At 36.0% G+C, this 21,745-nt stretch carries 21 protein-coding genes; 6 read left to right on the forward strand and 15 right to left on the reverse strand.

The features are described 5' to 3' along the window. Nucleotides 1-292: 292 nt before the first annotated feature. From ACQ4KW_RS21150 to ACQ4KW_RS21165, 4 genes are all read right to left on the reverse strand, one after another. Complete coding sequence (locus ACQ4KW_RS21150; RefSeq protein WP_430884421.1) at nt 293-646, reverse strand: hydrogenase maturation nickel metallochaperone HypA; 354 nt, start codon at nt 644-646, stop codon at nt 293-295. Further along, on the reverse strand, nt 646-3,336 hold the full coding sequence (locus ACQ4KW_RS21155; protein WP_430884422.1) for an FAD-dependent oxidoreductase: 2,691 nt from the start codon (nt 3,334-3,336) through the stop codon (nt 646-648). Before ACQ4KW_RS21155 ends, ACQ4KW_RS21150 begins: the two co-directional genes overlap by 1 nt. Beyond that, nucleotides 3,329-4,018, reverse strand: coding sequence for a hydrogenase nickel incorporation protein HypB (hypB, locus tag ACQ4KW_RS21160; RefSeq protein ID WP_430884423.1), 690 nt, complete (start codon nt 4,016-4,018; stop codon nt 3,329-3,331). The genes ACQ4KW_RS21155 and hypB overlap by 8 nt, the downstream gene beginning before the upstream one ends. A gap of 141 nt (nt 4,019-4,159) precedes the next feature. Next, nucleotides 4,160-4,987, reverse strand: a complete 828-nt coding sequence (locus ACQ4KW_RS21165) for a hypothetical protein (RefSeq protein ID WP_430884424.1) — start codon at nt 4,985-4,987, stop codon at nt 4,160-4,162. Nucleotides 4,988-5,141: 154 nt separating this feature from the next. Between ACQ4KW_RS21165 and ACQ4KW_RS21170 the strand changes: the two genes are divergently transcribed. Then, nucleotides 5,142-5,990, forward strand: coding sequence for a helix-turn-helix transcriptional regulator (locus tag ACQ4KW_RS21170; RefSeq protein ID WP_430884425.1), 849 nt, complete (start codon nt 5,142-5,144; stop codon nt 5,988-5,990). 132 nt (nt 5,991-6,122) lie between these two features. Here ACQ4KW_RS21170 and ACQ4KW_RS21175 read toward each other — a convergent pair whose 3' ends face one another. The 4 genes from ACQ4KW_RS21175 to ACQ4KW_RS21190 form a co-directional block, all read right to left on the reverse strand. Then, the gene (locus ACQ4KW_RS21175; RefSeq protein ID WP_430884426.1) at nt 6,123-6,260 is read right to left on the reverse strand and encodes a hypothetical protein; all 138 of its coding nucleotides are present in this window, start codon (nt 6,258-6,260) and stop codon (nt 6,123-6,125) included. Between the two features lie 7 nt (nt 6,261-6,267). Then, the gene (locus tag ACQ4KW_RS21180; protein WP_430884427.1) at nt 6,268-6,423 is read right to left on the reverse strand and encodes a hypothetical protein; all 156 of its coding nucleotides are present in this window, start codon (nt 6,421-6,423) and stop codon (nt 6,268-6,270) included. 220 nt (nt 6,424-6,643) lie between these two features. After that, a complete protein-coding gene (locus tag ACQ4KW_RS21185; protein ID WP_430884428.1) occupies nt 6,644-7,255 on the reverse strand; it encodes a DUF4386 domain-containing protein in 612 nt (203 codons plus the stop codon). 100 nt (nt 7,256-7,355) lie between these two features. Beyond that, nucleotides 7,356-8,195, reverse strand: a complete 840-nt coding sequence (locus ACQ4KW_RS21190) for a lysostaphin resistance A-like protein (RefSeq protein WP_430884429.1) — start codon at nt 8,193-8,195, stop codon at nt 7,356-7,358. Nucleotides 8,196-8,602: 407 nt separating this feature from the next. Here ACQ4KW_RS21190 and ACQ4KW_RS21195 point away from each other — a divergent pair, with 407 nt between their 5' ends. Beyond that, the gene (locus ACQ4KW_RS21195) at nt 8,603-9,268 is read left to right on the forward strand and encodes a DUF4386 domain-containing protein (protein ID WP_430884430.1); all 666 of its coding nucleotides are present in this window, start codon (nt 8,603-8,605) and stop codon (nt 9,266-9,268) included. A gap of 60 nt (nt 9,269-9,328) precedes the next feature. Further along, a complete protein-coding gene (locus tag ACQ4KW_RS21200) occupies nt 9,329-10,015 on the forward strand; it encodes a hypothetical protein (RefSeq protein ID WP_430884431.1) in 687 nt (228 codons plus the stop codon). Between the two features lie 420 nt (nt 10,016-10,435). On the opposite strand, the gene ACQ4KW_RS21205 is transcribed toward ACQ4KW_RS21200, so the two are convergent. Further along, nucleotides 10,436-11,065 carry a hypothetical protein gene (locus tag ACQ4KW_RS21205; protein WP_430884432.1) on the reverse strand — a complete coding sequence of 210 codons (630 nt, stop codon included), beginning with the start codon at nt 11,063-11,065 and terminating at the stop codon, nt 10,436-10,438. Between the two features lie 19 nt (nt 11,066-11,084). Beyond that, entirely contained in the window at nt 11,085-12,608 is a 1,524-nt protein-coding gene (locus ACQ4KW_RS21210) for a hypothetical protein (RefSeq protein ID WP_430884433.1), read from the reverse strand. Nucleotides 12,609-13,049: 441 nt separating this feature from the next. Here ACQ4KW_RS21210 and tnpC point away from each other — a divergent pair, with 441 nt between their 5' ends. Continuing rightward, nucleotides 13,050-14,735, forward strand: coding sequence for an IS66 family transposase (gene tnpC / locus ACQ4KW_RS21215; protein WP_430884434.1), 1,686 nt, complete (start codon nt 13,050-13,052; stop codon nt 14,733-14,735). Here the strand turns inward: tnpC and ACQ4KW_RS21220 are convergent. Genes ACQ4KW_RS21220 through ACQ4KW_RS21230 form a run of 3 tightly spaced genes read right to left on the reverse strand, consistent with a single transcriptional unit; the run spans nt 14,699 to nt 17,022 of the window. After that, nucleotides 14,699-15,412, reverse strand: coding sequence for a hypothetical protein (locus tag ACQ4KW_RS21220; protein ID WP_430884435.1), 714 nt, complete (start codon nt 15,410-15,412; stop codon nt 14,699-14,701). The two genes, tnpC and ACQ4KW_RS21220, sit on opposite strands and share 37 nt — an antisense overlap. 26 nt (nt 15,413-15,438) lie before the next feature. Then, entirely contained in the window at nt 15,439-16,212 is a 774-nt protein-coding gene (locus tag ACQ4KW_RS21225) for a GTP cyclohydrolase, FolE2/MptA family (RefSeq protein WP_430884436.1), read from the reverse strand. 12 nt (nt 16,213-16,224) lie between these two features. Next, nucleotides 16,225-17,022, reverse strand: coding sequence for a class I SAM-dependent methyltransferase (locus ACQ4KW_RS21230; RefSeq protein WP_430884437.1), 798 nt, complete (start codon nt 17,020-17,022; stop codon nt 16,225-16,227). A gap of 118 nt (nt 17,023-17,140) precedes the next feature. Between ACQ4KW_RS21230 and ACQ4KW_RS21235 the strand changes: the two genes are divergently transcribed. After that, nucleotides 17,141-18,244, forward strand: coding sequence for a hypothetical protein (locus tag ACQ4KW_RS21235; protein WP_430884438.1), 1,104 nt, complete (start codon nt 17,141-17,143; stop codon nt 18,242-18,244). 135 nt (nt 18,245-18,379) lie between these two features. On the opposite strand, the gene ACQ4KW_RS21240 is transcribed toward ACQ4KW_RS21235, so the two are convergent. Beyond that, entirely contained in the window at nt 18,380-19,042 is a 663-nt protein-coding gene (locus ACQ4KW_RS21240) for a hypothetical protein (RefSeq protein WP_430884439.1), read from the reverse strand. 40 nt (nt 19,043-19,082) lie between these two features. Here ACQ4KW_RS21240 and ACQ4KW_RS21245 point away from each other — a divergent pair. Next, a protein-coding gene (locus tag ACQ4KW_RS21245) for an IS3 family transposase (protein WP_430884440.1) occupies nt 19,083-20,230 on the forward strand; the annotation gives its coding sequence in 2 pieces (ribosomal slippage) (nt 19,083-19,344 and nt 19,344-20,230; 1,149 coding nt in all). A 663-nt stretch (nt 20,231-20,893) separates the two neighbouring features. On the opposite strand, the gene ACQ4KW_RS21250 is transcribed toward ACQ4KW_RS21245, so the two are convergent. Then, nucleotides 20,894-21,742, reverse strand: a complete 849-nt coding sequence (locus ACQ4KW_RS21250; RefSeq protein WP_430884441.1) for an HAD family hydrolase — start codon at nt 21,740-21,742, stop codon at nt 20,894-20,896. Nucleotides 21,743-21,745: the final 3 nt, after the last annotated feature.

A 21,745-nucleotide genomic window follows, 5' to 3' on the forward strand; every position in this document is an offset into this window, starting at 1 on the left:
CTTAGGTTTAGATTTAGTCTGCAGTGTTTCAAAATCAATAAGTGATTTTCACATCAAAGTTCACCTTATGTTCTTCACGTTAAAAATTAAGTCATACGACTTTAGTCATGTGCTTGCAAAATCACATATACATGTCCTCACCATACCTTATATAGAATTTTTGATTCTTAAATATCTATATATGCCACGACATATGGCACGATGAGCATTTTAAAATAATATTTTGCAAGTCGCTCAAGTAGAAATACCTTCAAATGAATAGTTTCATTAAAAAATCTACTGGAAAAGCCTCTTAACAGCTTCCATCAGAAATATGAATTTCCTTAATAAGAAACTCCTTGCCCGTGATGATTTCAAAATCGCTTGTTTTACACCTTGGGCAAATGTTCTTGTTTTCTACAAGATCGTAGGCAAAGGCACAAGACATGCACCTCCCAATACCCGGTGTGACTTCAATTTCTAGGACTGTGCTTTTTAACATAGACTTTTCAACAGCAATTGGATACACATCTTCAATGTATTTGGGATAAACACTTGATAGAGCCCCTATTTGGAGAACCAATTTATCAATGGCGTCAATTTTATTTTCTTCCATATAGTCTTCCATTTGCTTAACAACCTGAATGACGATCCCTAGCTCATGCATTAGCAGGGCTCCTTTTTAATGGCTCTCTTGACACTTTTCACAGCCACTTTTACTTTTCGTTTCATGGCATGTTTTACAATAATAGGTTTGAGTTCAGAAAAATCCACACCCGTCTCATTGTATTTTCTTTCAAGCTTTGCCGCATCAAATTTGCATCGTGTTGTGCAGGCACCACAGCCCACACACATGAATGCATCTACAACAGACACGCCACAGCTTAGACACCGCATGGTTTCACCTTTGACCAGGTCCTCTGTGTAAACCCCTCTAGGATCGCTAAAGTTTCCTTTAACATCCGTCACCTGATTAACCTTGGAGCGCTCTCGTTTAATGTGGTCATAGCCGCCAAAGTCTACCCTTGTTTTATCAAATGTCACATAGTCTTTTCGACTGCGACCATAAACAAGACTTTGACCTCTTTGCACATATCTATGGATGGAAACTGCCCCTTCTTTACCAAGGGCAATGGCATCAATGGCAAAACGTGGCCCTGTGACAGCGTCGCCCCCTGCAAAAATATCCGGCTCAGATGACTGGAGTGTGACAGCATCAACAGCTATCGTATTATTGGGATTAACTATTGCCCCCGTGTCTTTTAAGAGTTCATTCCATTCAATGCTTTGACCCACTGATACCATGACATGGTCTGCATTTATGCAAAGTCTTTCTTTTTCATCAAAGACCGGATTAAAACAACCCGTCTCGTCTGTAACACTTGTGCATTTTTTTAGCCAGACACCCTCAACTTTCCCATCTTTAACCTCATATTTAAAAGGACCGTATCCATTTCTGATCTTTATGCCTTCTTCCATGGCCTCATGGACTTCTTCTTCTAGGGCAGGCATCTTATCTCTTGATTCAAGACAGACCATTTCAACCTCATCTGCACCGTGTCGAAGGGCACTTCTTGCAACATCAATGGCCACATTGCCTCCACCGATAACAAGAACCTTTCCAGACAAGTCCTTTTGCCTGCCGAGAGCACTGTTTCGTAAGAAGTCTACACCTGTTTCAATATTTAGAGCGTCTTCATTTTCTAGGCCAAGGCGTCTGCCTTTTTGTGCGCCTATGGCGATGAAAAAGGCTTTATATCCTTGATCCCTTAGGGATTGAAGGCTTACGTCTTTTCCAACTTCAAGACCTGTTTTAAAATCTATACCCAGACTTTTTAGAATGTCAATTTCTGCCTGAATAACGTCTTTTTCCAGCCTATAAGCTGGAATGCCAAATTGAAGCATGCCGCCCAGCTCTTTTTCCTTTTCAAAAACAGTCACCTTATAGCCTTCAACAGCAAGGTAATAGGCACAGGAAAGCCCCGATGGCCCTGCCCCTATAACAGCAATTTTCTTGTCAAAATCCCTTTTGATTTCTGGAACGAAGCGTGTCTCATCTTTCATGTCCTGTTCAGCAAGAAATTTCTTCACTTCATCAATAGCCACAGGGTCATCCAAATCGCCTCTTGTGCATTCACTTTCACATAGGGCAGGACAAATTCGTCCGCACACCGCAGGCAGAGGGTTATCTTTCTTGATCATTTCAAGGGCTTCTTTATAGCGACCTTGAGAGGCCAGTTTTATATAACCCGGTATGGAAATATGGGCCGGACAGGTTGTCTTACAAGGCGATGTGCCCGTGTCCAGGGTTTCCTTTCTATTGATGCGGTAATCTGGATTCCACTTGTCAGGTCCCCACTTGGTGTCTGAAGGCAGGTCGATGTGAACAGGCGTCTGGCTCTCAAGACTGGCGCAAAGCTTTTCTCCAAGCTTTATAGCGTTTGTAGGACAGACGTCTACACACTCACCACAGCCAACGCAGTTTTCAGGGTCAACCTGAGAAATGTAGTTGGACCGAACCATATCGGGATTATGGTACATACCCGCTGCCCGAATGGCATAGCAAGAACACCCACAGCAGTTGCAAATGGCGTGGGTATGCCCTTCACCTTCCGTGTTTGGTATTTGGTGCATAAGCCCGTCTCGCTCAGCCTTTCTTATGATTTCAAGGGCCTCTTCCTTTGTCACTTCACGTCCTCTTCCCGTTCGAATGTAATACTCAGCGGCGTCGTCAAGCTGAATGCACATCTCTTCTTTAAGATGACCACAACCTTCACCCATTTCCTCCCTTGAGGTTCTACAAGAGCAGTCTGAAACAGAAAGCAGCCTTGCATTTCGAATGTAGCCTGAAACCTCTTCTGATGAAGCCCTGCGAGTCTCTCCATCAAGGGCAGATTCTATTGGTATAACCCGCATAACCCCTTTTCCAATAGGGACATTCCCAGCCGCCAGGGGATTCTTAAGATGTCCATAATCATCAAAAGCTTTTGCAATTTGCGGGTACTTTCGCACATTGGACTTGTTGTTGACAACCATTTCAAAGATGCCAGGCACCCATGTTTCATACCAGAACTTATCGACACCGTCTTCTGATTTGACAGTCGAAACGCCGGCAATGGCTAAATCCCAAAGAAGCTTCTTTGTCTTTTCAACGCTTTTTCCACATTTGGATGCAATGTCTTCAGCGGTTAAATGCACTCGGTATTCAAGGGCTAATGCGACCTCAGCCATTTCTTCAGTCACTATTTTTTCAAGCAGTAAAAAACGCGGATCGTCTACAGTGACCCCATTTCTTGATCCCATTTTTGTATTTGAGACCATGTTGACAAACTCAAGCAACTTTCTTTGATCAGCCATTTGATGCCTCCCCATTTTCCTTCCACTGAATGACCTGGTCCTTTAAGTACTGACACCAATCGTCCATCCCCTCACCTGTTACCGCGGACACCTTGAACATTTTTATGTCTGGATTAAGGGCTTTTACCCGCTCATGAACCGCCTCAAAATCAAAGTGAAATATGCTACAAGCATCGATCTTACTGATCAGAAGAACATCCACATTTGCAAACATTTTTGGGTACTTAAGTGGTTTGTCATCGCCCTCTGGTACACTTAAAATCATGGCCTTTAAAGACTGGCCCAGATCATATCCAGCCGGACAAATTAAGTTTCCAATGTTCTCGATCACAACAAAATCCAGATCCTTAGAGCCGATGTCATCAAGACCAATCTTAGCCATGCCTGCATCTAGGTGACACATGCCTCCAGAGTGAAGTTGATTGACTCGAATACCCGTCGATGAAATGGTCTGTGCATCAACAGCTGAATCTATGTCCGCTTCAATGACCCCCATAGCCATTTGACTCTTAAGCATTTCAACTGTCTTAAGGAGTAGGGTTGTTTTTCCAGAACCCGGTGATGACATAAGGTTCATCATAAAGGTCTGGTCTTCTTTTAGTTGCTGGCGAAGGATCTCTGCCTGTAAATCATTGTTTTCAAAGATTCGTTTCTTGATTTCTATAACTTTTACTGTCGCCATGACACACTGCCTTTCTAGTTCATCCCCAAAATTTCAAGTTTTGATCGCCCATTGTAGCCAATATATTGGTTTGAAATCGTCTTTACGGGACACAGCCCTACTCATGAAGTGACTTTTGCAAGTCGATTAGATAGATGATTTCTAATATCCGTAAGATTCCTGCGAATACTTAAGTGTGTAGTCCTTGCTTCTATAGGTAAAGAACCAGTACACCAAATACGTGCCGTGAAGAAGAATATTCACTAGGCCCCACCATTTCAAAACTTCAGGATTAAACCATAGGGTTGAATCCATAACCGGTGTAAAAATATCATAACAGGACCGAATGAGAATATGTATAGCCAGTGTATAAACACGGCCCATGAGCCATAAGTCTGTTCGCTTTTTAATAAACATCCATATTTCTGGCGCAATTAAAATACATAGGCTCGATGCAAAGAATGTTGTGTTTTCTGCATAAACGAATGCTGCATTCCACGTCACATAGAGCAGGCACCAAGCTAATGGCAGGTCTGCAATGAGTTCTGAAAATGCATTTTTTCCATCATTTTTTCCAATTCTCCAGTGCTTTGTTGGCAGTGGAATGGTAATGCATAAAATGACACCGCAAAGGGCATTGAGTGTGTTGCCCAGTTCAAAATCAGTCAGGGTCGCTTCAACGATATTGAGCATTAGAACAACATAGAGTATCCATAATGGCCATTTCTTACGTAGGGAGTGCATGGTATTTTCATGGTCTCCATCGTTGGCAATACGGATAAAGGAAACAAAACATGTTGGTATGAGCACACTGATTGTTTTAGCCCATCTGAACCATGAATGCAGGTTTAAAAACCATAGTGGAAATGTTAGTAAGGATAAAATAAAAAACCACTTATAAAAGCCTTGCCTCTCCCTTGTAAACTCTAAAAACATAATGAGAAACAGCAAATAGGCTAACATTGAAACAACATAACTTAATACTGGCATATTGACCTCCTTTAGGTACTTTCGTCTTTTTGAGAATAGGTCAATATGGACAATATTTCAATGATTTAGGTCTTATTCTCCATAGCAAGATTGTCATTAAAATAACAAAACACTGGCTTAATGCTGTATACTTTGTAGAGTAGGAGGGATCATTATGCATGGGGATTGCAATGATGTTTTCAGAAGTTTTAAATTACCTTTCAAAACATATTTCTCAAAGTGTGTGGAGCACGGTTGTGAAATTCATAACGAACTTGAACTCATATGGCTTATCAAGGGAAGTGCTGTTGTAACCTGTGAAGGTTGTGACTATCATCTTAAAGATCAGTCTATTTTTATGGTTTTCATGAATCGAAGACACTCTGTTAAAACGTCAGAAGGGTCTATTCTTGTTTCCTACAAGTTCGACAGACAGCACCTAGAAGACCACAACCTTCTATTTGAGAACATTCCTTTTACAGACCGTGTTTATACCTTCAAGGAGCTTAGTCGCAAGTACCACGTGGTGCCCCTGCTGATTACAGAGATTATGAAGCTGCTTGTAGAACCCTCTTCCTCACCAGTGACGCGCTATAAAATTATTGGTTTTTACAATCTTTTTACCCTGGAACTATACAACATGATGCTTAAAGAAAAGTACCTTGATATTAAAACAAGGAACAATGACCCCTACTTGATTCGCATACACACACTCATTGAATACATACATGAACATGCCCATGAGAAAATCACTCTAGAAAATCTTTCAAAACTAACAGGGGTGTCTTCATATAGGCTGTCTCATTTTATTAAGGACTATCTGGGCATTTCTTTTAGCGAGTTTCTTCAAAATACCCGCCTGGAAAAGGCCCTCTGGCATCTGATTCATACCGATGAGACTGTCCAGTGCATAGCCAAAAAAAGCGGCTTTAGTGACCTTAAATATCTAAACCAAATGCTAAAAGACCGCTACAACATGACCGCATCAAAGTACCGATGTCATATAAAACGCCAAAAACAGTAAAAAGCCCGTCTGATTTAGAGACTGACTTTTTAAATGAACTCAGGGCATGCCTCCAAGTTATGGAGAACAGCGCTTGTCTTTCTGATGCTTATTATTTGATTGAGCGGGTGTCTGGCTAGGTGTGGTCCTGCATTATAGATCGTCTTGATCTAGCACATGACTGCCTCTTGAACCATCCTCATTTATATAATACCCGTCAATGATTTCACTGAACTTAAAATCAAAAGCCATCAGAAGCATTTTTGCATGTTCCTGATGGCTTCTATTCATCTCTAACTTACTTTTTCATATTTCTCTTATTTTTCGACTTATCTATGCCAGCACTTAGAGCAAGGCCTATCGCTATGCCCAGTGCTATATTTTCATACAGAATACCAAAAACTAGGCCAAGTGCAAGCCCTATGCCGATAGAACTTTTATTTCTACAGCTCATATTCACTCCATTTCCTACGGCATTAAGTAGCCCGTAAAATCTCCAAATCTGAGTCAGCACCTATAGGATTACTATATATCTCCATATTCAATCAATATCTACATCAACAATATTTAACTTGTCCTTCGTTCAAATTTATAATGAAAATTTCATCTGTATATACACCGATCATATTCATCCTACATCAGGATACCATATTAGCTTAAGGACCATATAATCTCTATTTAAGCCCTTTAAAAATCAACCACAGAGGTAATACTATTTCAAATATGCCACCTGGTACAAAGAGTAAAAGTGGATTTACCGTTAGGCCGGTTCCAATCATAATGAGAGCGTACACACTCGTCATAATATATCCCACAACCCCAAGTCCCATAAGCCATCTAGGGCCGATTGATTCTTTAAATAGATATGCAAAAAAGACGGCACTATAAAGACCCAGAACCAACATAGCCGCACTAAAGAATCCTTCCCGCAAGACCAGTGCAACTTGGGGAGTTTCACTCGACGAAGACTTAAGCGCCAAAAGTGTTAGGAGGCTCCCTACTATTAACAGCACAGCTTCAACAGCGCGTGTTATTGCGTAGCCTATAGTCAATGTCTTGTTCTTGGTTTTAAAGCGTTCAAGAAACAAAAACCCCAGTGCAATCACTGTAGCGCTATTGCCTATTTCTAATAGTACACCGGTCAATAGTAATCTCATATCTATAACTGGGTTTGAGAGTGCCTCTGTGACCATACCGCTACCACTTGCATAAAAAATGGTCGCAATAATAAAACTTAAACCTATAGCAATATCCATTCTCCTATTGTAATTATAAATCAATTTCATTATCATCACCTTTCCATATTTTGAGGCATATACATCTTGTATATAGTCAAACCAAAAGCCTATAAAAGTCACTATTTAATACCATTGAAAACCATACAAACTAAGTTCTGATGAGATTAAAGAAATGGTTGACCAGAAAAATCACTCCCAATAAAACCAATACTGCAAATATGGAATTTTCAGGTCCAAATGCACCTCCAGAAATTATATCTGGTCCCAGCAATTCACTATGAAAGAAAACGCCTTGGTCAAACATCCTAGTTCCAGACAATACTGTCCCGAAAAAAACCTGAGTATAGTTCCACGCAAAATGCAAACATGTTACAAGCCACAGGCTCTGTGTCCTTGAATATACCAGTCCTAATAATAGACCCAATAATAAAATTGACAATAAACTCATTATATTAAAAGCGTCATTTCCAAAATGTGCTACTGAAAATATTAGACTTGAAACAATAAGTGCAGCCTTTGAACTATGCCTCATTTTAATCAGTCTAAATATTACCCCTCTAAATAGAAATTCCTCCAGAAGAGCAAAAGACAATACCAAACAAACCACTTCTAAAAAAGCGACATTCCTATTAATACCTGTTATTTTAAATGATCCAGTGATTCCAATACAAAGTAGAATGAGTCCAATAGATGCAACTCCAAGACTTAGTCCGATTGCTGTATCTTTAAGAAACAAGTTGATCCCTAAGTTTAATCGGGTCTTAGAATCAAAGGTTCTAAAAAACAGAACATAAATCGCCGGTAAAATAACCAACATACTTATTGCGACCCTAATATATCCATAGTCAACTTCAAGACCAATTGCTATAAATATCTTCTTAACAACCAGATGGTTTATTGCTAAAGGTATACCGATTGCACACAAACTTGATAGGATGATTAGACCTATCGTAATAAATCCTTTTTTTAAACCAGATAATTTTTTCATAGATGCATATTCTCCTTATTTCATTGAAATTCCACCATATGTGCATATTTAATTCGAAAAAGGATGGTTCAACTCTACCAATTGGGAAAATATCAAAACAATATACTAAGGCCCTTGCAAAGTCACAGATTAATGAGCTCATCATACTTTATATAATTTTGATTCGTAAATATCTATATATCGTATGTTGGAGGCTCTTGAATAATATTCTGCAAGTTGTTCATGCTAAAAAAGTGATCTATATACCACCAAAATTCCATCCAAAAAACCCGTCAATGCATTTTCTTCACATAAACACCACCAAATTAGTGTTGATAAACAGAGAAAAATATGATAATATAACTTCATTACCAGTGGTAATTACCACTGGTAATGTATTTATAATACCATACTGAGGAGGAATTACAATGACAATTAAAAAAACAGCTCGATTTGCAGGTTTAAGCTATTTGTCCATCATCATATTTGGCATATTCAGTCACATAATTGTTCGAGGAAATATCGTTGTATCAAATGATTCCGCACGTACTGCCGCTAACATGCTGAGTCAAGAAACTTTATTTAGAATGAGTATAGTAAGTGATCTACTTATGGTGCTTAGTTATTTGGGACTGGGTATATGCCTATACTTTTTATTTAAGCCTATACACAAAAAAAGTGCCACCGTTCTATTACTGCTAAATGTTATTGGAGCATCTATGATGGCTCTAAATATGTCCAATCAATTTATTGCGCTTTATTTATTAAAAGGTTCACCATATCTCACTGCATTTGATACGAACCAACTACAAGCTGGCTCACTATTTTTTATGAATTTGCATGCAATTGGATATAAAATGGCTACAATTTCATACGGACTGTGGTTGATTCCTATGGGGTATTTAGGTCTTAAATCAAAATACTTCCCGAAGATCATTTCATATTTGCTTATAATAGGAGGCGCAACTTATATGATTTCATTCTTTGGAACCATTCTTGGTGCACAAATTCCAAGTGACCTTACCATTCCAGCGGATCTGGGTGAATTTTCACTATGCTTTTGGTTGCTCATTCGTGGTGTAAAAGAAAACTAACCTATCGGAACAATCATTTTTTTGAGATAATAAGCATAAACAAAGAGTAAAGGTGCTTATATGAAAAAAAAATCTAAAGAAAATATGTACGATAAATTTGTAAATACTATGTTGGAATTAATACTAGAAAAAGGTGGACTCACCGATGTGAATTTGAGGATGGTTTCAAAGAAAATTGGCTGTGCGCACACAAATGCCTATAATTATTTCGATGGCTTTGATGGCCTTATTTTTGCAGCTTATGATAGAGCCCTTGATATATACGGCAGTGCAGTTATTCAGGGCTTAAACTCCATTTCTGAGGGCAAGGTATGCTTTCTAAAATTTGTAGAAAACATTGTAGGCTTTGCACTGGAAAACCCAGGATACTACCGTTTCATTGGTTCTGACACTTTCAACATTCATGGCTTACATCCAGAAACTATTGGAAAAGCCATTCAACTAAAACAATTCTTCTTAGACCTATTTTACGCTGTGGTTCATCCACATATAAATAGAGAGGCATCTGATCAGTATGCATCCATCATAATGTCATATCTTGATGGTGAGTTGTTCAATATCATTAACAAACGAGCTTTTCCAGAAGACCGGGTGAATGAACGCATACTTGAGTACACTGAAAAACTACTACACATGTTTATCGCACAGTCAAAGCAAAGGGTTGAGGCATCTACAGACACAAGCCCCTTTGTATGTCCTGAATTTCCGGAGTATGTACTGCAGTATTTGAGTGAGGATAGGCAGTGACAAGTCCTTAATATCCCTAAACTTCGTATTAGAAATGTATAATAGAACGAATAAGCGCCCAGTCCATTTAATGTGAACTGGGCGCTTTTATCTTAATTGTTGGATTTGGTGTAGTTATTTATGGTAAGGTTCACCGCATTGACCCAATCCACGGTTAACTTCCAAACCCCATCCGTAAAATAAACGAAATCATAAATCAAATAAGCACTTCTACACAACATCCAATATCAGTAAAAAGCACCTCACTTATGATACGGACCACCTCATTGGTACAATCGTGGTTGATCTTGACACACAATCCATTTACCATTTTTAATCACTTGTCAGAATCTTCTGGCAAACGGCACGTTTTTACACTCATAAATTTGAAAGAGCGAAGAATACCTTTCACTCTTTCTGAAATATTGACTTGTGAGTGAGTTATAAAACTTCTGGCATTGGCTTATCAAATAAGACTTCTGTAAAAATTTCAACCCCCTGAGCATTACACAATTCAATATATTTATCATCCCATGAAAGTCTATAAGCATCCTCAATTTTTAACTCCAATTTTTTTACCCACTCCTCAATATTATTCTCTGGATCTAATACCGAACTAACATTTTCAATTTCTAACGCTATACCAAATGGATACTCATCTACTGAAATTTCAATATGTTCATTCGAATAAACTGAACGATATCGTTCGTAACTTTCTATTATATCGAAATGCATCACTTCTTCAATTAAGAACTTTAAGTTATCCTTTTCTGAATACTCAATACCCAATTCAACTTCTTCTTCCTTATTAACGTTTGTATCAAAAGTATCTTTGATTCTCCTCTTCCAACTTAACTTACACTTCGAGAACTCACTACTCTCAGATACTCTAAGTCTGAATCTACCATCCACAGATTGGTCATAAAAATCAAACCGTTTATCACAATGATTATATTGTATTGTCTTCTCATACATTCTTGACGACCTAACTAACTCTTCTATCGAATCTAGCACACCTAAAATTGTATTCACTTTACCCTTGGGATAGTAAAACCTTACTTCATACTCCATATATCCTCCTCATTTAACTCTATAGCTTTGTAAGTTTAAAGTTATTCATTGCCTCTTTAATAACGCAATCTAAGTTCGAAAATCTCAAATTATACTCCGAGAAATTACTTGAAGCGAGCTCTTCATCTGTAACATGACTCAATAAAGTTCCATGATACTTACCTACTAATTTATCAATCAGATGTCTTATCTCAATTCCATCACCATATATATCCATTATGTGATTCTCCAATTTTGGAATTCTCTTAATATACAGATTGATCCCAGATAATGTACCTTCAGCAACCATAGTGATCATTTCTACTCTTTTAACATAATCAAAATCTGAATTTTCAAAGTACGAATTTAATTTTGAAACCGTTATCTCCTTTTGTACAACTGAAGAATATTGAACACCACTCTCTTCAGCAAAAATCTGACCTTTGAAAAAATCACATTTGTCTTCCACTGTATCAAGTATTTTACTCGTACGGACTCTCGTCATTTCTCCATTTTTCTTATTTTTAAAATAATATATCTTCTCTTCAGAAACTCTATCGAAAATGTTATGTCCATATATTGAAACTAACGCTTTAAATATCATTGATGTAACCTTACATGAAAAGTTCTTTTGAATTTTGATATTTTTCTCAGAATAAATTATATACTTCTTTTCCTCACCACAAATTATTTCATTATATGTACTAATAATTTTTTCAGATAACGTTTCATCTAGGCAGTAAGCTTCATCATTCTTTAACTTTGATACGATTTCACATAATACAGAAAGTGCTCTGTCATTATAACGCCGATCTCTGATGATTCTGAATATTTTATCTATTGTCTCGATATCAAAATCGTGAGTACGATTATCTATCTTAATCAAATATTCTGCAATATTCTCTTCTGTAACTTCAGGAACCATTTCAGCACTATACCTTACAGCATTAACCCCACGTTCTCGTAATGCATTAATTTTCGAGCTACTATCAGTTAGTAATAAAACCTCATGATCAATTAAGTTCAAATCTTTTAAAATGTATTCAATTACATCATAAGATCTTTTATCTGAGAATTTGTGACTATTTGTTAGCTTCTTTTGAGCTTCATCTCTATTCATACAACCTACAAAATTTCCATCTGGCATTCTGCCAGATACTTGAAGCTCTAACTCACTCAATTTATAATGTAATCCCCATCCTTGCGCTTCCTGCGGCATATGTATGAAAATCCCATCATTTCCCCCTACTAACTTAGCAGCTTCAGCTCTTTGAACATCACAATCACAATGAGAATCTCCATACACACCAAGAAAACATTCGCTTTGCACCCTCAATAACACTCTTCTATTCAAAAACGATTTAGCAATTACATCTGAATAGTTCACTTGTTGTGATTTCAGTACCTCATCAATAACATCACTACACATGAATACCACTATACTATCAGAAGTTAATCCATATTTTTCAATATCATCTCGGCTAACTTTATAGCAAATACTCAATACGTCTCGTCCAAACAGTTTATTTTTACTCTGTAGATAGTACGTGCGATCTGTATTCATATGTTCCTCCTAACCTGCTTTTACAAAATTATAATCCATTACTTCCTTATCTAATTTCAAATTCAAGTACATTGTGCAAGTTCCATTTTCGGAAAATATATTTTCTCTATCATACATATTTTCCATCGGAAGAAATATTGTATTTGAGTTACTATTTATATAGTCAGAAAACATCATATACATTGTGATCAATCTCTCGCTTCTAAATTTTATATCTTCACTATTAAGATCAAATTTATTATAGAATTTTGTAACTATTCAGACAGGTGAAAATATCTAGGATATTTACTATTGGATTTTCGTACTTTTATACTCTGCTCCGCAAAGAAAAATAGCCTGTTTTTTTCTTTTAAAATCCAGTTGTAACTATTGAAAATACTGGATTTTAACCTCATTTTATGCTATAATATAAGTAGCTAAAAAAAGAGAGGAGATAGCAGCATGAATAACGATTTTTCTTCAAAAACAACTAAAGAGCTAATGGATAAAATTAACACACTTACCGCTGCTGTTGAATCTTTAACGACGACAATCAACAATCAAACCGACACAATCAACAATCAAACCGACACAATCAACAATCAAACTGACACAATCAACAATCAAACTGACACAATCAACAATCAAACTGACACAATCAACAATCAAACTGACACAATCAACAATCAAACTGACACAATCAACAATCAAACTGACACAATCAACAATCAAACTGACACAATCAACAATCAAACTGATATTATTAATAGTCTGATAGCCACTAATGCTGAGCAAGCAGAAACCATCAAGACCTTGAAGGAAAGCCTCAATAAAAACAGCAATAACAGTTCTAAACCTCCTTCAAGCGATGGGCTTAAAAAACCTAAACCAAAGAGTTTACGCAAGCCTTCCGGCAAATCTGCCGGTGCTCAGAAAGGGCACAAAGGCAACGGACTTAAACTTATGAAAACTCCTGATGAAACAGTACAGCATTTTCCGAAAGAATGTAATAACTGTCCGTTTAAAAAACAGTGTGATGCATGTCAGGTTTCTGAAACTAGATATAATATCGATATCATTATTGATACAAAGGTTACAGCTCATCAGGTAATGACATGTGAATGTTCCTATAGAAACAATGAAGTCATATCTGGTGTGTTTCCAGAGTCTATCAAAGGGCGTGTTCAGTATGGTGACAATTTGAAAGCGCTTGCTGTTACACTAAATACTGCTGGTATGGTAGGCATCAAACGTACTCATGATATTTTAAGCGCAGTATTCAATCTGCCCATTAGTACAGGTACAATTCATTCTATGGTTACCAATGTAAGTGAAAAACTAGAAGATACCGTAAATCTTATTCGTGACAAGGTCAAGTCACTAGATCTTGCTCATTTTGATGAAACAGGTTTACGTGTAGATAAAAAACTTCACTGGGTTCATAATGCTTCAAATACCCACTTCACTTATTTGACAGTAGAAGAAAAGCGGGGATCAATAGGGATGGACTCAAGTGGTATCCTCCCTGAGTTTAAAGGTATAGCGATACATGACTTTTGGAAACCGTATTTTACATATAAAAACGTTGATCATGGAATCTGCAATGCACACCTATTAAGGGAACTGACTGGTGTAATAGAAAATTATCCAGAACAGATATGGGCTGAAAATATGATCAATCTGCTTCTTGAGATGAAAAATCTAAAGGATACCTTAAAGAATGATGGTTATACAACTTTAAGCGAGTATCAATTGAAATATTTCAATTCAAAATACGATGCCATCGTAGAAGAAGCCATAAAGGCGAATCCAATACCTGATAAACCTAAAGGTAAACGTGGTCGCCATAAAAAAGGTAAAATCAGAGCTTTGATTGAACGCTTTGCATCCCACAAGGGGGAAGTCTGTCTATTTATAAATGACTTCAATGTTCCCTTTGATAATAACCAAGCAGAGCGTGATGTCCGAATGATTAAAGTGAAACAAAAGGTATCAGGAACTTTCAGAACCAAAGAAGGTGCAGATACTTTTGTAAGAATTATGTCTTATCTAGGAACTATGGCTAAGCATGGTATCAATTCATATACTGCGATTAAATCTGCTTTAAAAGGTCAATCAATGGATTTTCTTAAAGCTGTGACTGAATAGTTACAGAATTTTTTGTTATTTTGAATAAACACCTCATACGTCTTATTTCTCACCCTTGAAATCAAAGTACTGTCTACATATCCCCCGATACATTTTGGTGATGAAAATATCATCAAATCTGATGTATTCAATAACTCATCTTTATCGAAAAACTTCATACCTTCTTCATGAAATAAGAACCGATTATATTTTAACTCGTTATACCACTGACTATACTGGGTGTCATCACAGTTCTCTAAGAATACATCTGCATAAAACAAGCTTGATTTTACATTAATACCGTAGTCACTTAAATCATTCTTAAAAAGATACAATGCTCGTAACTTCCAAAGTGTAGTATGCCCTAAATAATCTTTATAGCCTCGATCTTTATACCCTGGGCAAAATAGAGAGCACAGATGTATTTCTTTCTTTTCATATATCGAATTGATAAGTCGTAGAAAAAGAGTTTCAAAATCCGTCCTCCTATTGTAGTTTATATCGAAATACTTCAACCAAATTTGAAACGCACCCCATGTATTATAGAAAACTTCCTCATCAAAGGTTATACTTTGTGAAATCCATGCATAGTTTTTTTTACGCATAGCACGAACTAACGCTTTTACAACTGTTTTGTTCAATTGAGTTTGCTCTATTGAAAAATACTCAAATACTCTTGATAATTTCAATTCAATCAAAATCAATCACCTCACATTACTTCATTTCATTGAATTTCGCCAATTGCACGAACACTATGTTGATGAATTGTCTCAATGTTCTTCACCTCAACTATTATCCTACCCTCATGAAACTCTTCTCTTAACTTTAATAAAGCATCTCTTATTAAATCTTCAGTAAATTTAGGGTTGTCATAAGCTTTTTCAGTCATAACTTTTTCATCAACACTTTTTACTACTCCATATACTTCACAACTGAATGCTTCCATTGATTTCATAATCAATTTCTTAATATTAATCTCTTCAATTTCACCTTCGAGAGTAAACTTCATTTCACACCTCTGGCTATGAGCACCATATTCCGAAATCAGTTTTGAATTAGGACAGAGCATTGCACCATTTGATGTCATTGAAATTTTTCTCACTAAAATATTTCCATTCAACTTATATTGAATATTTATAGTACTGTTCAAGTATGTTTTTCTATTACTTACTGGTGTTACTAAAGAAAAAGCAATATCGAACTCCATTTTAAAATCAAGATTATTGCATTCTAACAACTTAGCTGTCGTTTTTACAACATCCCCCAAATCTCTTAATTGTATTTCTTGAAATGCAAGGTTACTATCTATTGATTCAATAATTCTACTTAATCTCGCGCCTTTTTTTTCAGCAGAAAGAGATACTCCACAATCAAATTTAACCATTGTTTCATATCTGTCGTTACCATTAAGAAAAATTACTGGAACAAAATATTCCATAATTCCAACATGGCTCACTTCAATATTACGATCATCAATCAATTCATGAGCGACTCCCATAATTAACCCCCCTTAACTTTTCAGAATAACTACAATTTTCTCATCATTAGATCTTGTTTTCGCTATTGACGAAGTTATTATTTCATAATCATAATTACTCGGCATCAACTTTTCTAATTCATTTTCATACAAAAATATTTGAGAAAAATCAAATTCTTTGAGTATTTCATCATTCCTCACTATCTTATATATTGAACGTTCAACACCTGAGTGATACTCTCGTGCAAGTTCAATTTTGTACTCACGATCTTCAAATACAGTTCTTGATGTTAATCTTGGAAATCTTTCACGATAAGCTCTGTTAAACACATCCACTATGAAAATTCCTTGAGTATCTATCAAACTCATACATTTAGTTATGTGATTTTGAAAATCTCGCCTATTAGAATAAGAATTATATAATGAATATATATACTTATACTTTTCATCAGGTTCCCATGTATAAAAGTCTCCTAATATGAAATTAAATCCATCCTGCATTTTATCTCTGTACTCATTTAAATCAATTCCGTCAATCGCTTTATATCCTCTTTTGCTTAGGGAACTTGCATGTCTGCCGTAGCCACACATTACATCTAATACACAACTATCTAAATCCACGAATATAGCATTTAAAAATGCTACTTCCATTTCTGTAATTTGACACATTTTATCTGAAACGTGATCTTTTATCATGTTCACTTCAAAGAAATTTATTGCTTCTAAGTATCTTTTTAACACTTCTAACACCCTCCTAATTTCTAGAATAAACACTGCTTGATCAGTTATAACAAACATTATTTTTTCATTTGACATAACATTATCAAACATTGTAATATTATTGAAATAGTATAATTTCAGAATATTCATAACATCAAATAATACGTAAATATCATGAATATTTAGAAACCTACGTCGTAGTATTAAAGAACTTTATCAGGAGGTGTTTATGAATTTAAATTACACATCAGAATATAGTATTTTCAATGATTCTGACTATAATCAACTAATGTCAACCGCTAAAGAAAATATCATAACTATTCAAAACCAATTTGTCGAATCACTATCGGGCCAAAGTAACGCGGAAAACTCAAATTTATTTTATGAAATTATCCAAAATAATATCATCGGAAACAATGGTACTAAAAAATACTATTCAACTAGCACCATAAAGAAATGGATAAAGTTCAACCCAATCCAACCCCCTCCACTTCGTTTCATTCTTGCTCTTTGTAAGATTTTTAACATAACAATCTACCAACTCTTATATACAGACCTTAACGAAGTAAAACTCTTTACACCAATATCACGATATAATAAGTACCTTTCTAACAAACAACCTTTCTATTTGTATTTTCTTGACAAAACTGATGGTGAGAGAATAGAAGAATGCAGGTTAAAAATCACGCCCACTTTAAAAACGGAAGGATTACCAGTCACACTTGAGTTTGTACACTATAACAAAACGTACTCTGGGTACTTGAAACTTAACCCAACAAAATATGCTGGAAAAATTACAGTCAAAAGTGCCACTCTAGAAGAGATAAACATCTTACTTTTTGATCCAGATGTAGAAACTACAACATTTTATGGTGCCGTTGGATTTATGATATCCCTCTCATCTGACGCCGTAAAAAAACCATGTATGAACAAAGTTGTTCTCTCAAGCAAACCAATTTCAAATGAACTTAAGTTAGAGACGCATGAACGCTGGCTAAAAGGACTTCTGAAAATCGACAGTAAAGGACTTTTTATTGATTCGGACAAATTGAAAGCCCTAATAGAACGAGAAGAGGTAAATCCAGACATATTAGATATGTTAGTAATTGATTCTACGAACTTGACCATCATTGATGATCAGAGCTACTTACACTCGACTTTTATTGAAAAGAAAGATAAAGGAGAGGTAAGAAAAATATTGAATCTCATCCGTCAAGAATCGATCTCTGCATCTACATCTAAGTTAACTGAATCGGATAACGAAATTGTTTTCAAATTTTTGAAACATATTGGAAAAACTAAATCATCATCAATCAATGACTCTAATTCCTAACTCTTTATCTAACATACCATAGCCTCTTCTTAGCAAACTGCAGAAGAGGCTTTATAAAACCCCTATACAGATTACTTCCGATCGCAGTCCCATTTCTGATAGATGTTTTCACACTCACTTCATCATAAGTCGACTTTAGAATCTCACATACAACACAATTTCGAGTACAAACGGAATAAGTAAAACTCTCTTCCCCATCATTAAAGCCCCTTCTCCATTTTCTGAAGAAGAGGCCTCAATAAAGCTCTGTACCTGATCGTTCCATACAATTGTAATCTGGTTTATCTTACTGTCCTTTCTCACAACGATTTCATCAATCATCAGATGAAGCAGTGTCTTAATCTGGTCGTTGTCAGTACACCCTACGAACTGATTCACCAATGTAAGCTTATCCTTCACGTAATCATATTCCAGTGGACTACTCGAATGGTTCTTTATACGCTCCTTTAATACTGATTCACTGTTCATCAGCGACTCAATCTGCTTGTTTTGTTCTTCAAGTCGACCTTTGATCATATCATTGTCAATAATGCCTTGATCCAGCATATCAAAGTACTTTTCCTGCTTGCCTCTGACCGTATTAATGGTTTTTCTGATCTGATCGATTTCCTGTTCCAGTGGAAGAATGCTGTTTACACGTTTTTCATTAACCCCATCGACGATCTTTTTCAGGAATGTATCGTCACTAACTAGGTGATGCAACTCTTCAAGAACCAGTTTCTCAGCGTACTCTGCACGTACACTTTTAGATGAACATACTCCGCTCCCTGTCCTGCTATAGTTAAGTTGTAACACCATGAGCGAGTTTGATGATATAATTCAAACTTGAAAAGGGGTTATGATTATGAAAAAACCAAAGTATGATCCAGTTCTTCGAGAGAAGATCATCCGTCTGCATCTAGAAGAAGGTCGGACTATAAAAAGCTTAACAGCTGAATACAACTTAGGTAGTGGTACACTTAGATACTGGCTTGATAAACACCGTAAAGAATGCGAAACAGATCCAAGACTTAAGAATGAAACTGATCAAATGAAAGGGATTAGACGCCTTAAGAAAGAACTTGCTGAAGCAAAAAAGGAGAATGACTTCTTAAAAAAGGCAGCAGCATTCTTTGCGAAGGAAATCGACTAAAAAAGTATGAGTTTATCAAGAAATACCATCTAGCATATGGCGTAAACTGGTTGCTAGATAAACTGGGATTACATCCTAACCACTACTACAACTACCTTAAAGATCGAAAAGCAACTTATAAGAAGCAAAAGAAGAATTTACAGCAGGAAATCAAGAATTTATACCACCAGCATAATGGCACACTCGGTTATCGTATGATCTGTGATTTACTTCTCAGAAAAGGCGTCGAGTGCTCTTATGGTACAGTTTATGCCTATATGCGTGAAATGGGAATAAAAGCAATAACAAGGCGCAAGAAGCAGCCTTATAGAAAAGGGTATATCCATCATATCTTCGAAAACATACTTAATCAGAATTTTAGTTGTAAAAATCGAAACCAAGTCTGGTGTTCAGATTTTACATACTTAAGACTTAAGAACGGTGCAAAACGGTATAATTGCAGCATTATTGATCTATATGACCGAAGCATTGTTTCGAGCTTAAACAGTAAATGGATTGATTCAAATCTTGCTATTGAAACGCTTAAAATCGCTCTGTCATCAAACAACATTGATGACAATCTTATCTTTCATAGCGATCAAGGGTCGCAGTTCGCTTCAAGAGACTTCATTAATTATTGTAAGGATAATGGCATTACTCAAAGCATGAGCAGGGCTGGAAATCCCTATGATAATGCACCTATGGAACGTTTCTACAATACGATGAAAACAGAGTTCATTTATCAGTACACCTTCGAAAATGATGCTGATCTCAACCAAGGTGTTTATGAGTATATTTTTGACTGGTATAACCACAGAAGACCACATTCTTTCAATGGAGGCCTTACACCATTTGAGGCGAGGTATTCAGACTAGCACATGGTATTACAATTTTACTTGACCAGAACATACATCTTTCTCTGATTTTTTGTTAAACACTTTGATAGCTAAGCTCATATACTCTTCTATCCTATATTCAATGTCATCGATCCACATAATATATTCAGTTTTCAACTTGTAATTTTCGGAAAGTCTATAACTATTTCTTATAACTTTTTAATCTGGCTTTCTTTAACAAAGCATACAAAAGCTTTTATGGTATGACGGACATACTTAACTATTGGACCAACTCGCATTTCACGTTCATTCAAGAGTATCTTCCTAAATTCATAAGTAGTAATTTCTGTATCATCTTCGTCATCCCAGAAAATCCATTTTTTATATGTTACCTTTGAGAAGATTATCAGACGAATTCTCAAACTCATCGTTTAACCTAACATCCTTAGTGGCAGGCATCAAAAAACTATCACTACATCATCAACATCGTTCGTTGTTTCAAGGTAATATCAATCGAGTACTCCAGTCCAACCAGCAATCACAAATTTAAGACTACTACGCTCATTTTAAAAGCATCATATTTCAAGTTTTACTAATTAAATTGCAAAATAAAGAAACACTCATAAAAAGAGTGTTCCTAGTCAATTGAATTTAGTCAGTCCTCAATAACCCCATACTAATAATTGGCGTATTATCTCATCATTAAAGCTTTGATTTATTAGATACTATCTGAATTAGCTCACCAAACTCATTGATAATATAAGTAGGTTTTGTATTTTTAAACTCCAACTTTAGTGCCTCTTCTCTCCTCACATCCTCATCGGTCCAGTGAGTAATTTTTACAAGAACCTCCCATAGTTCTTTGCTATATACTTTTCCATAACTCGCTAATACCGATGTAATATTTGCTCTATTAGCAATAGCAATGTCTTTTATTAAACTATCACCAATATATACGGCCTCACTTGCTGAATACTTTTCAGTAGATAATACTAAATTTACTGATTCTACGCTTGGTTTTTTAACATTACCTGATAAAGATACAATCTTAGAGTGATGTTTCTTAAGAAGTTCATCCGTTTTCATTGGGTGTCTTACTTTCTCACTACTAGTAGCATAAACTCTTGTGAAAAAGTCAAGAACTCCTAACTTCTCAAGTCTATCTAATGCATTTACATCCATAGCTTCAGTATGAGCAACTATAGTATGTCCATCATTCTTAAGCTTTTCAAGTGTCTTATATACACTCCCATAAAGTTTCAAAAATTTATCTCTAGTTGAATTAAATGCATCTAATGATTCCTTTAGGTAATCAAGTTTTTCAAGTTTGTTCATACTGCTAGTTACTTCAAGTACTGATGAGATATCAAATATTGTGTATGATCTTTCAGAGTTACCATACTTTTGATGGATCATTCTAAACTCTTTATATAAACTTTCTGAGTCAAGTTCTAATGTATTTGAAAGCTCACTAATCATAGCTTCAAAGCTATTAGCATAAAATGTTACCCAATCATACAGCGTATTATCTAAATCGGTAATTATTAACACAGA

Origin of the sequence: Tianxiuia mixotrophica (assembly GCF_050596425.1) — a bacterium.
Taxonomy (GTDB): domain Bacteria; phylum Bacillota; class Clostridia; order Peptostreptococcales; family Acidaminobacteraceae.

Excerpts from the sequence above, each read along its gene's own strand:
- ACQ4KW_RS21200 (WP_430884431.1), top strand. The coding sequence starts at position 9,329 with ATGAAAAAAAAATCTAAAGAAAATATGTACGATAAATTTGTAAATACT.
- tnpC (WP_430884434.1), top strand. The coding sequence starts at position 13,050 with ATGAATAACGATTTTTCTTCAAAAACAACTAAAGAGCTAATGGATAAA.
- ACQ4KW_RS21195 (WP_430884430.1), top strand. The coding sequence starts at position 8,603 with ATGACAATTAAAAAAACAGCTCGATTTGCAGGTTTAAGCTATTTGTCC.
- ACQ4KW_RS21230 (WP_430884437.1), bottom strand. The coding sequence starts at position 17,022 with ATGTTTGATAATGTTATGTCAAATGAAAAAATAATGTTTGTTATAACT.
- ACQ4KW_RS21150 (WP_430884421.1), bottom strand. The coding sequence starts at position 646 with ATGCATGAGCTAGGGATCGTCATTCAGGTTGTTAAGCAAATGGAAGAC.
- ACQ4KW_RS21240 (WP_430884439.1), bottom strand. The coding sequence starts at position 19,042 with ATGGTGTTACAACTTAACTATAGCAGGACAGGGAGCGGAGTATGTTCA.
- ACQ4KW_RS21210 (WP_430884433.1), bottom strand. The coding sequence starts at position 12,608 with ATGAATACAGATCGCACGTACTATCTACAGAGTAAAAATAAACTGTTT.
- ACQ4KW_RS21190 (WP_430884429.1), bottom strand. The coding sequence starts at position 8,195 with ATGAAAAAATTATCTGGTTTAAAAAAAGGATTTATTACGATAGGTCTA.
- ACQ4KW_RS21155 (WP_430884422.1), bottom strand. The coding sequence starts at position 3,336 with ATGGCTGATCAAAGAAAGTTGCTTGAGTTTGTCAACATGGTCTCAAAT.
- hypB (WP_430884423.1), bottom strand. The coding sequence starts at position 4,018 with ATGGCGACAGTAAAAGTTATAGAAATCAAGAAACGAATCTTTGAAAAC.
- ACQ4KW_RS21175 (WP_430884426.1), bottom strand. The coding sequence starts at position 6,260 with ATGAATAGAAGCCATCAGGAACATGCAAAAATGCTTCTGATGGCTTTT.
- ACQ4KW_RS21165 (WP_430884424.1), bottom strand. The coding sequence starts at position 4,987 with ATGCCAGTATTAAGTTATGTTGTTTCAATGTTAGCCTATTTGCTGTTT.
- ACQ4KW_RS21225 (WP_430884436.1), bottom strand. The coding sequence starts at position 16,212 with ATGGGAGTCGCTCATGAATTGATTGATGATCGTAATATTGAAGTGAGC.
- ACQ4KW_RS21170 (WP_430884425.1), top strand. The coding sequence starts at position 5,142 with ATGCATGGGGATTGCAATGATGTTTTCAGAAGTTTTAAATTACCTTTC.
- ACQ4KW_RS21235 (WP_430884438.1), top strand. The coding sequence starts at position 17,141 with ATGAATTTAAATTACACATCAGAATATAGTATTTTCAATGATTCTGAC.
- ACQ4KW_RS21180 (WP_430884427.1), bottom strand. The coding sequence starts at position 6,423 with ATGAGCTGTAGAAATAAAAGTTCTATCGGCATAGGGCTTGCACTTGGC.
- ACQ4KW_RS21205 (WP_430884432.1), bottom strand. The coding sequence starts at position 11,065 with ATGGAGTATGAAGTAAGGTTTTACTATCCCAAGGGTAAAGTGAATACA.
- ACQ4KW_RS21185 (WP_430884428.1), bottom strand. The coding sequence starts at position 7,255 with ATGAAATTGATTTATAATTACAATAGGAGAATGGATATTGCTATAGGT.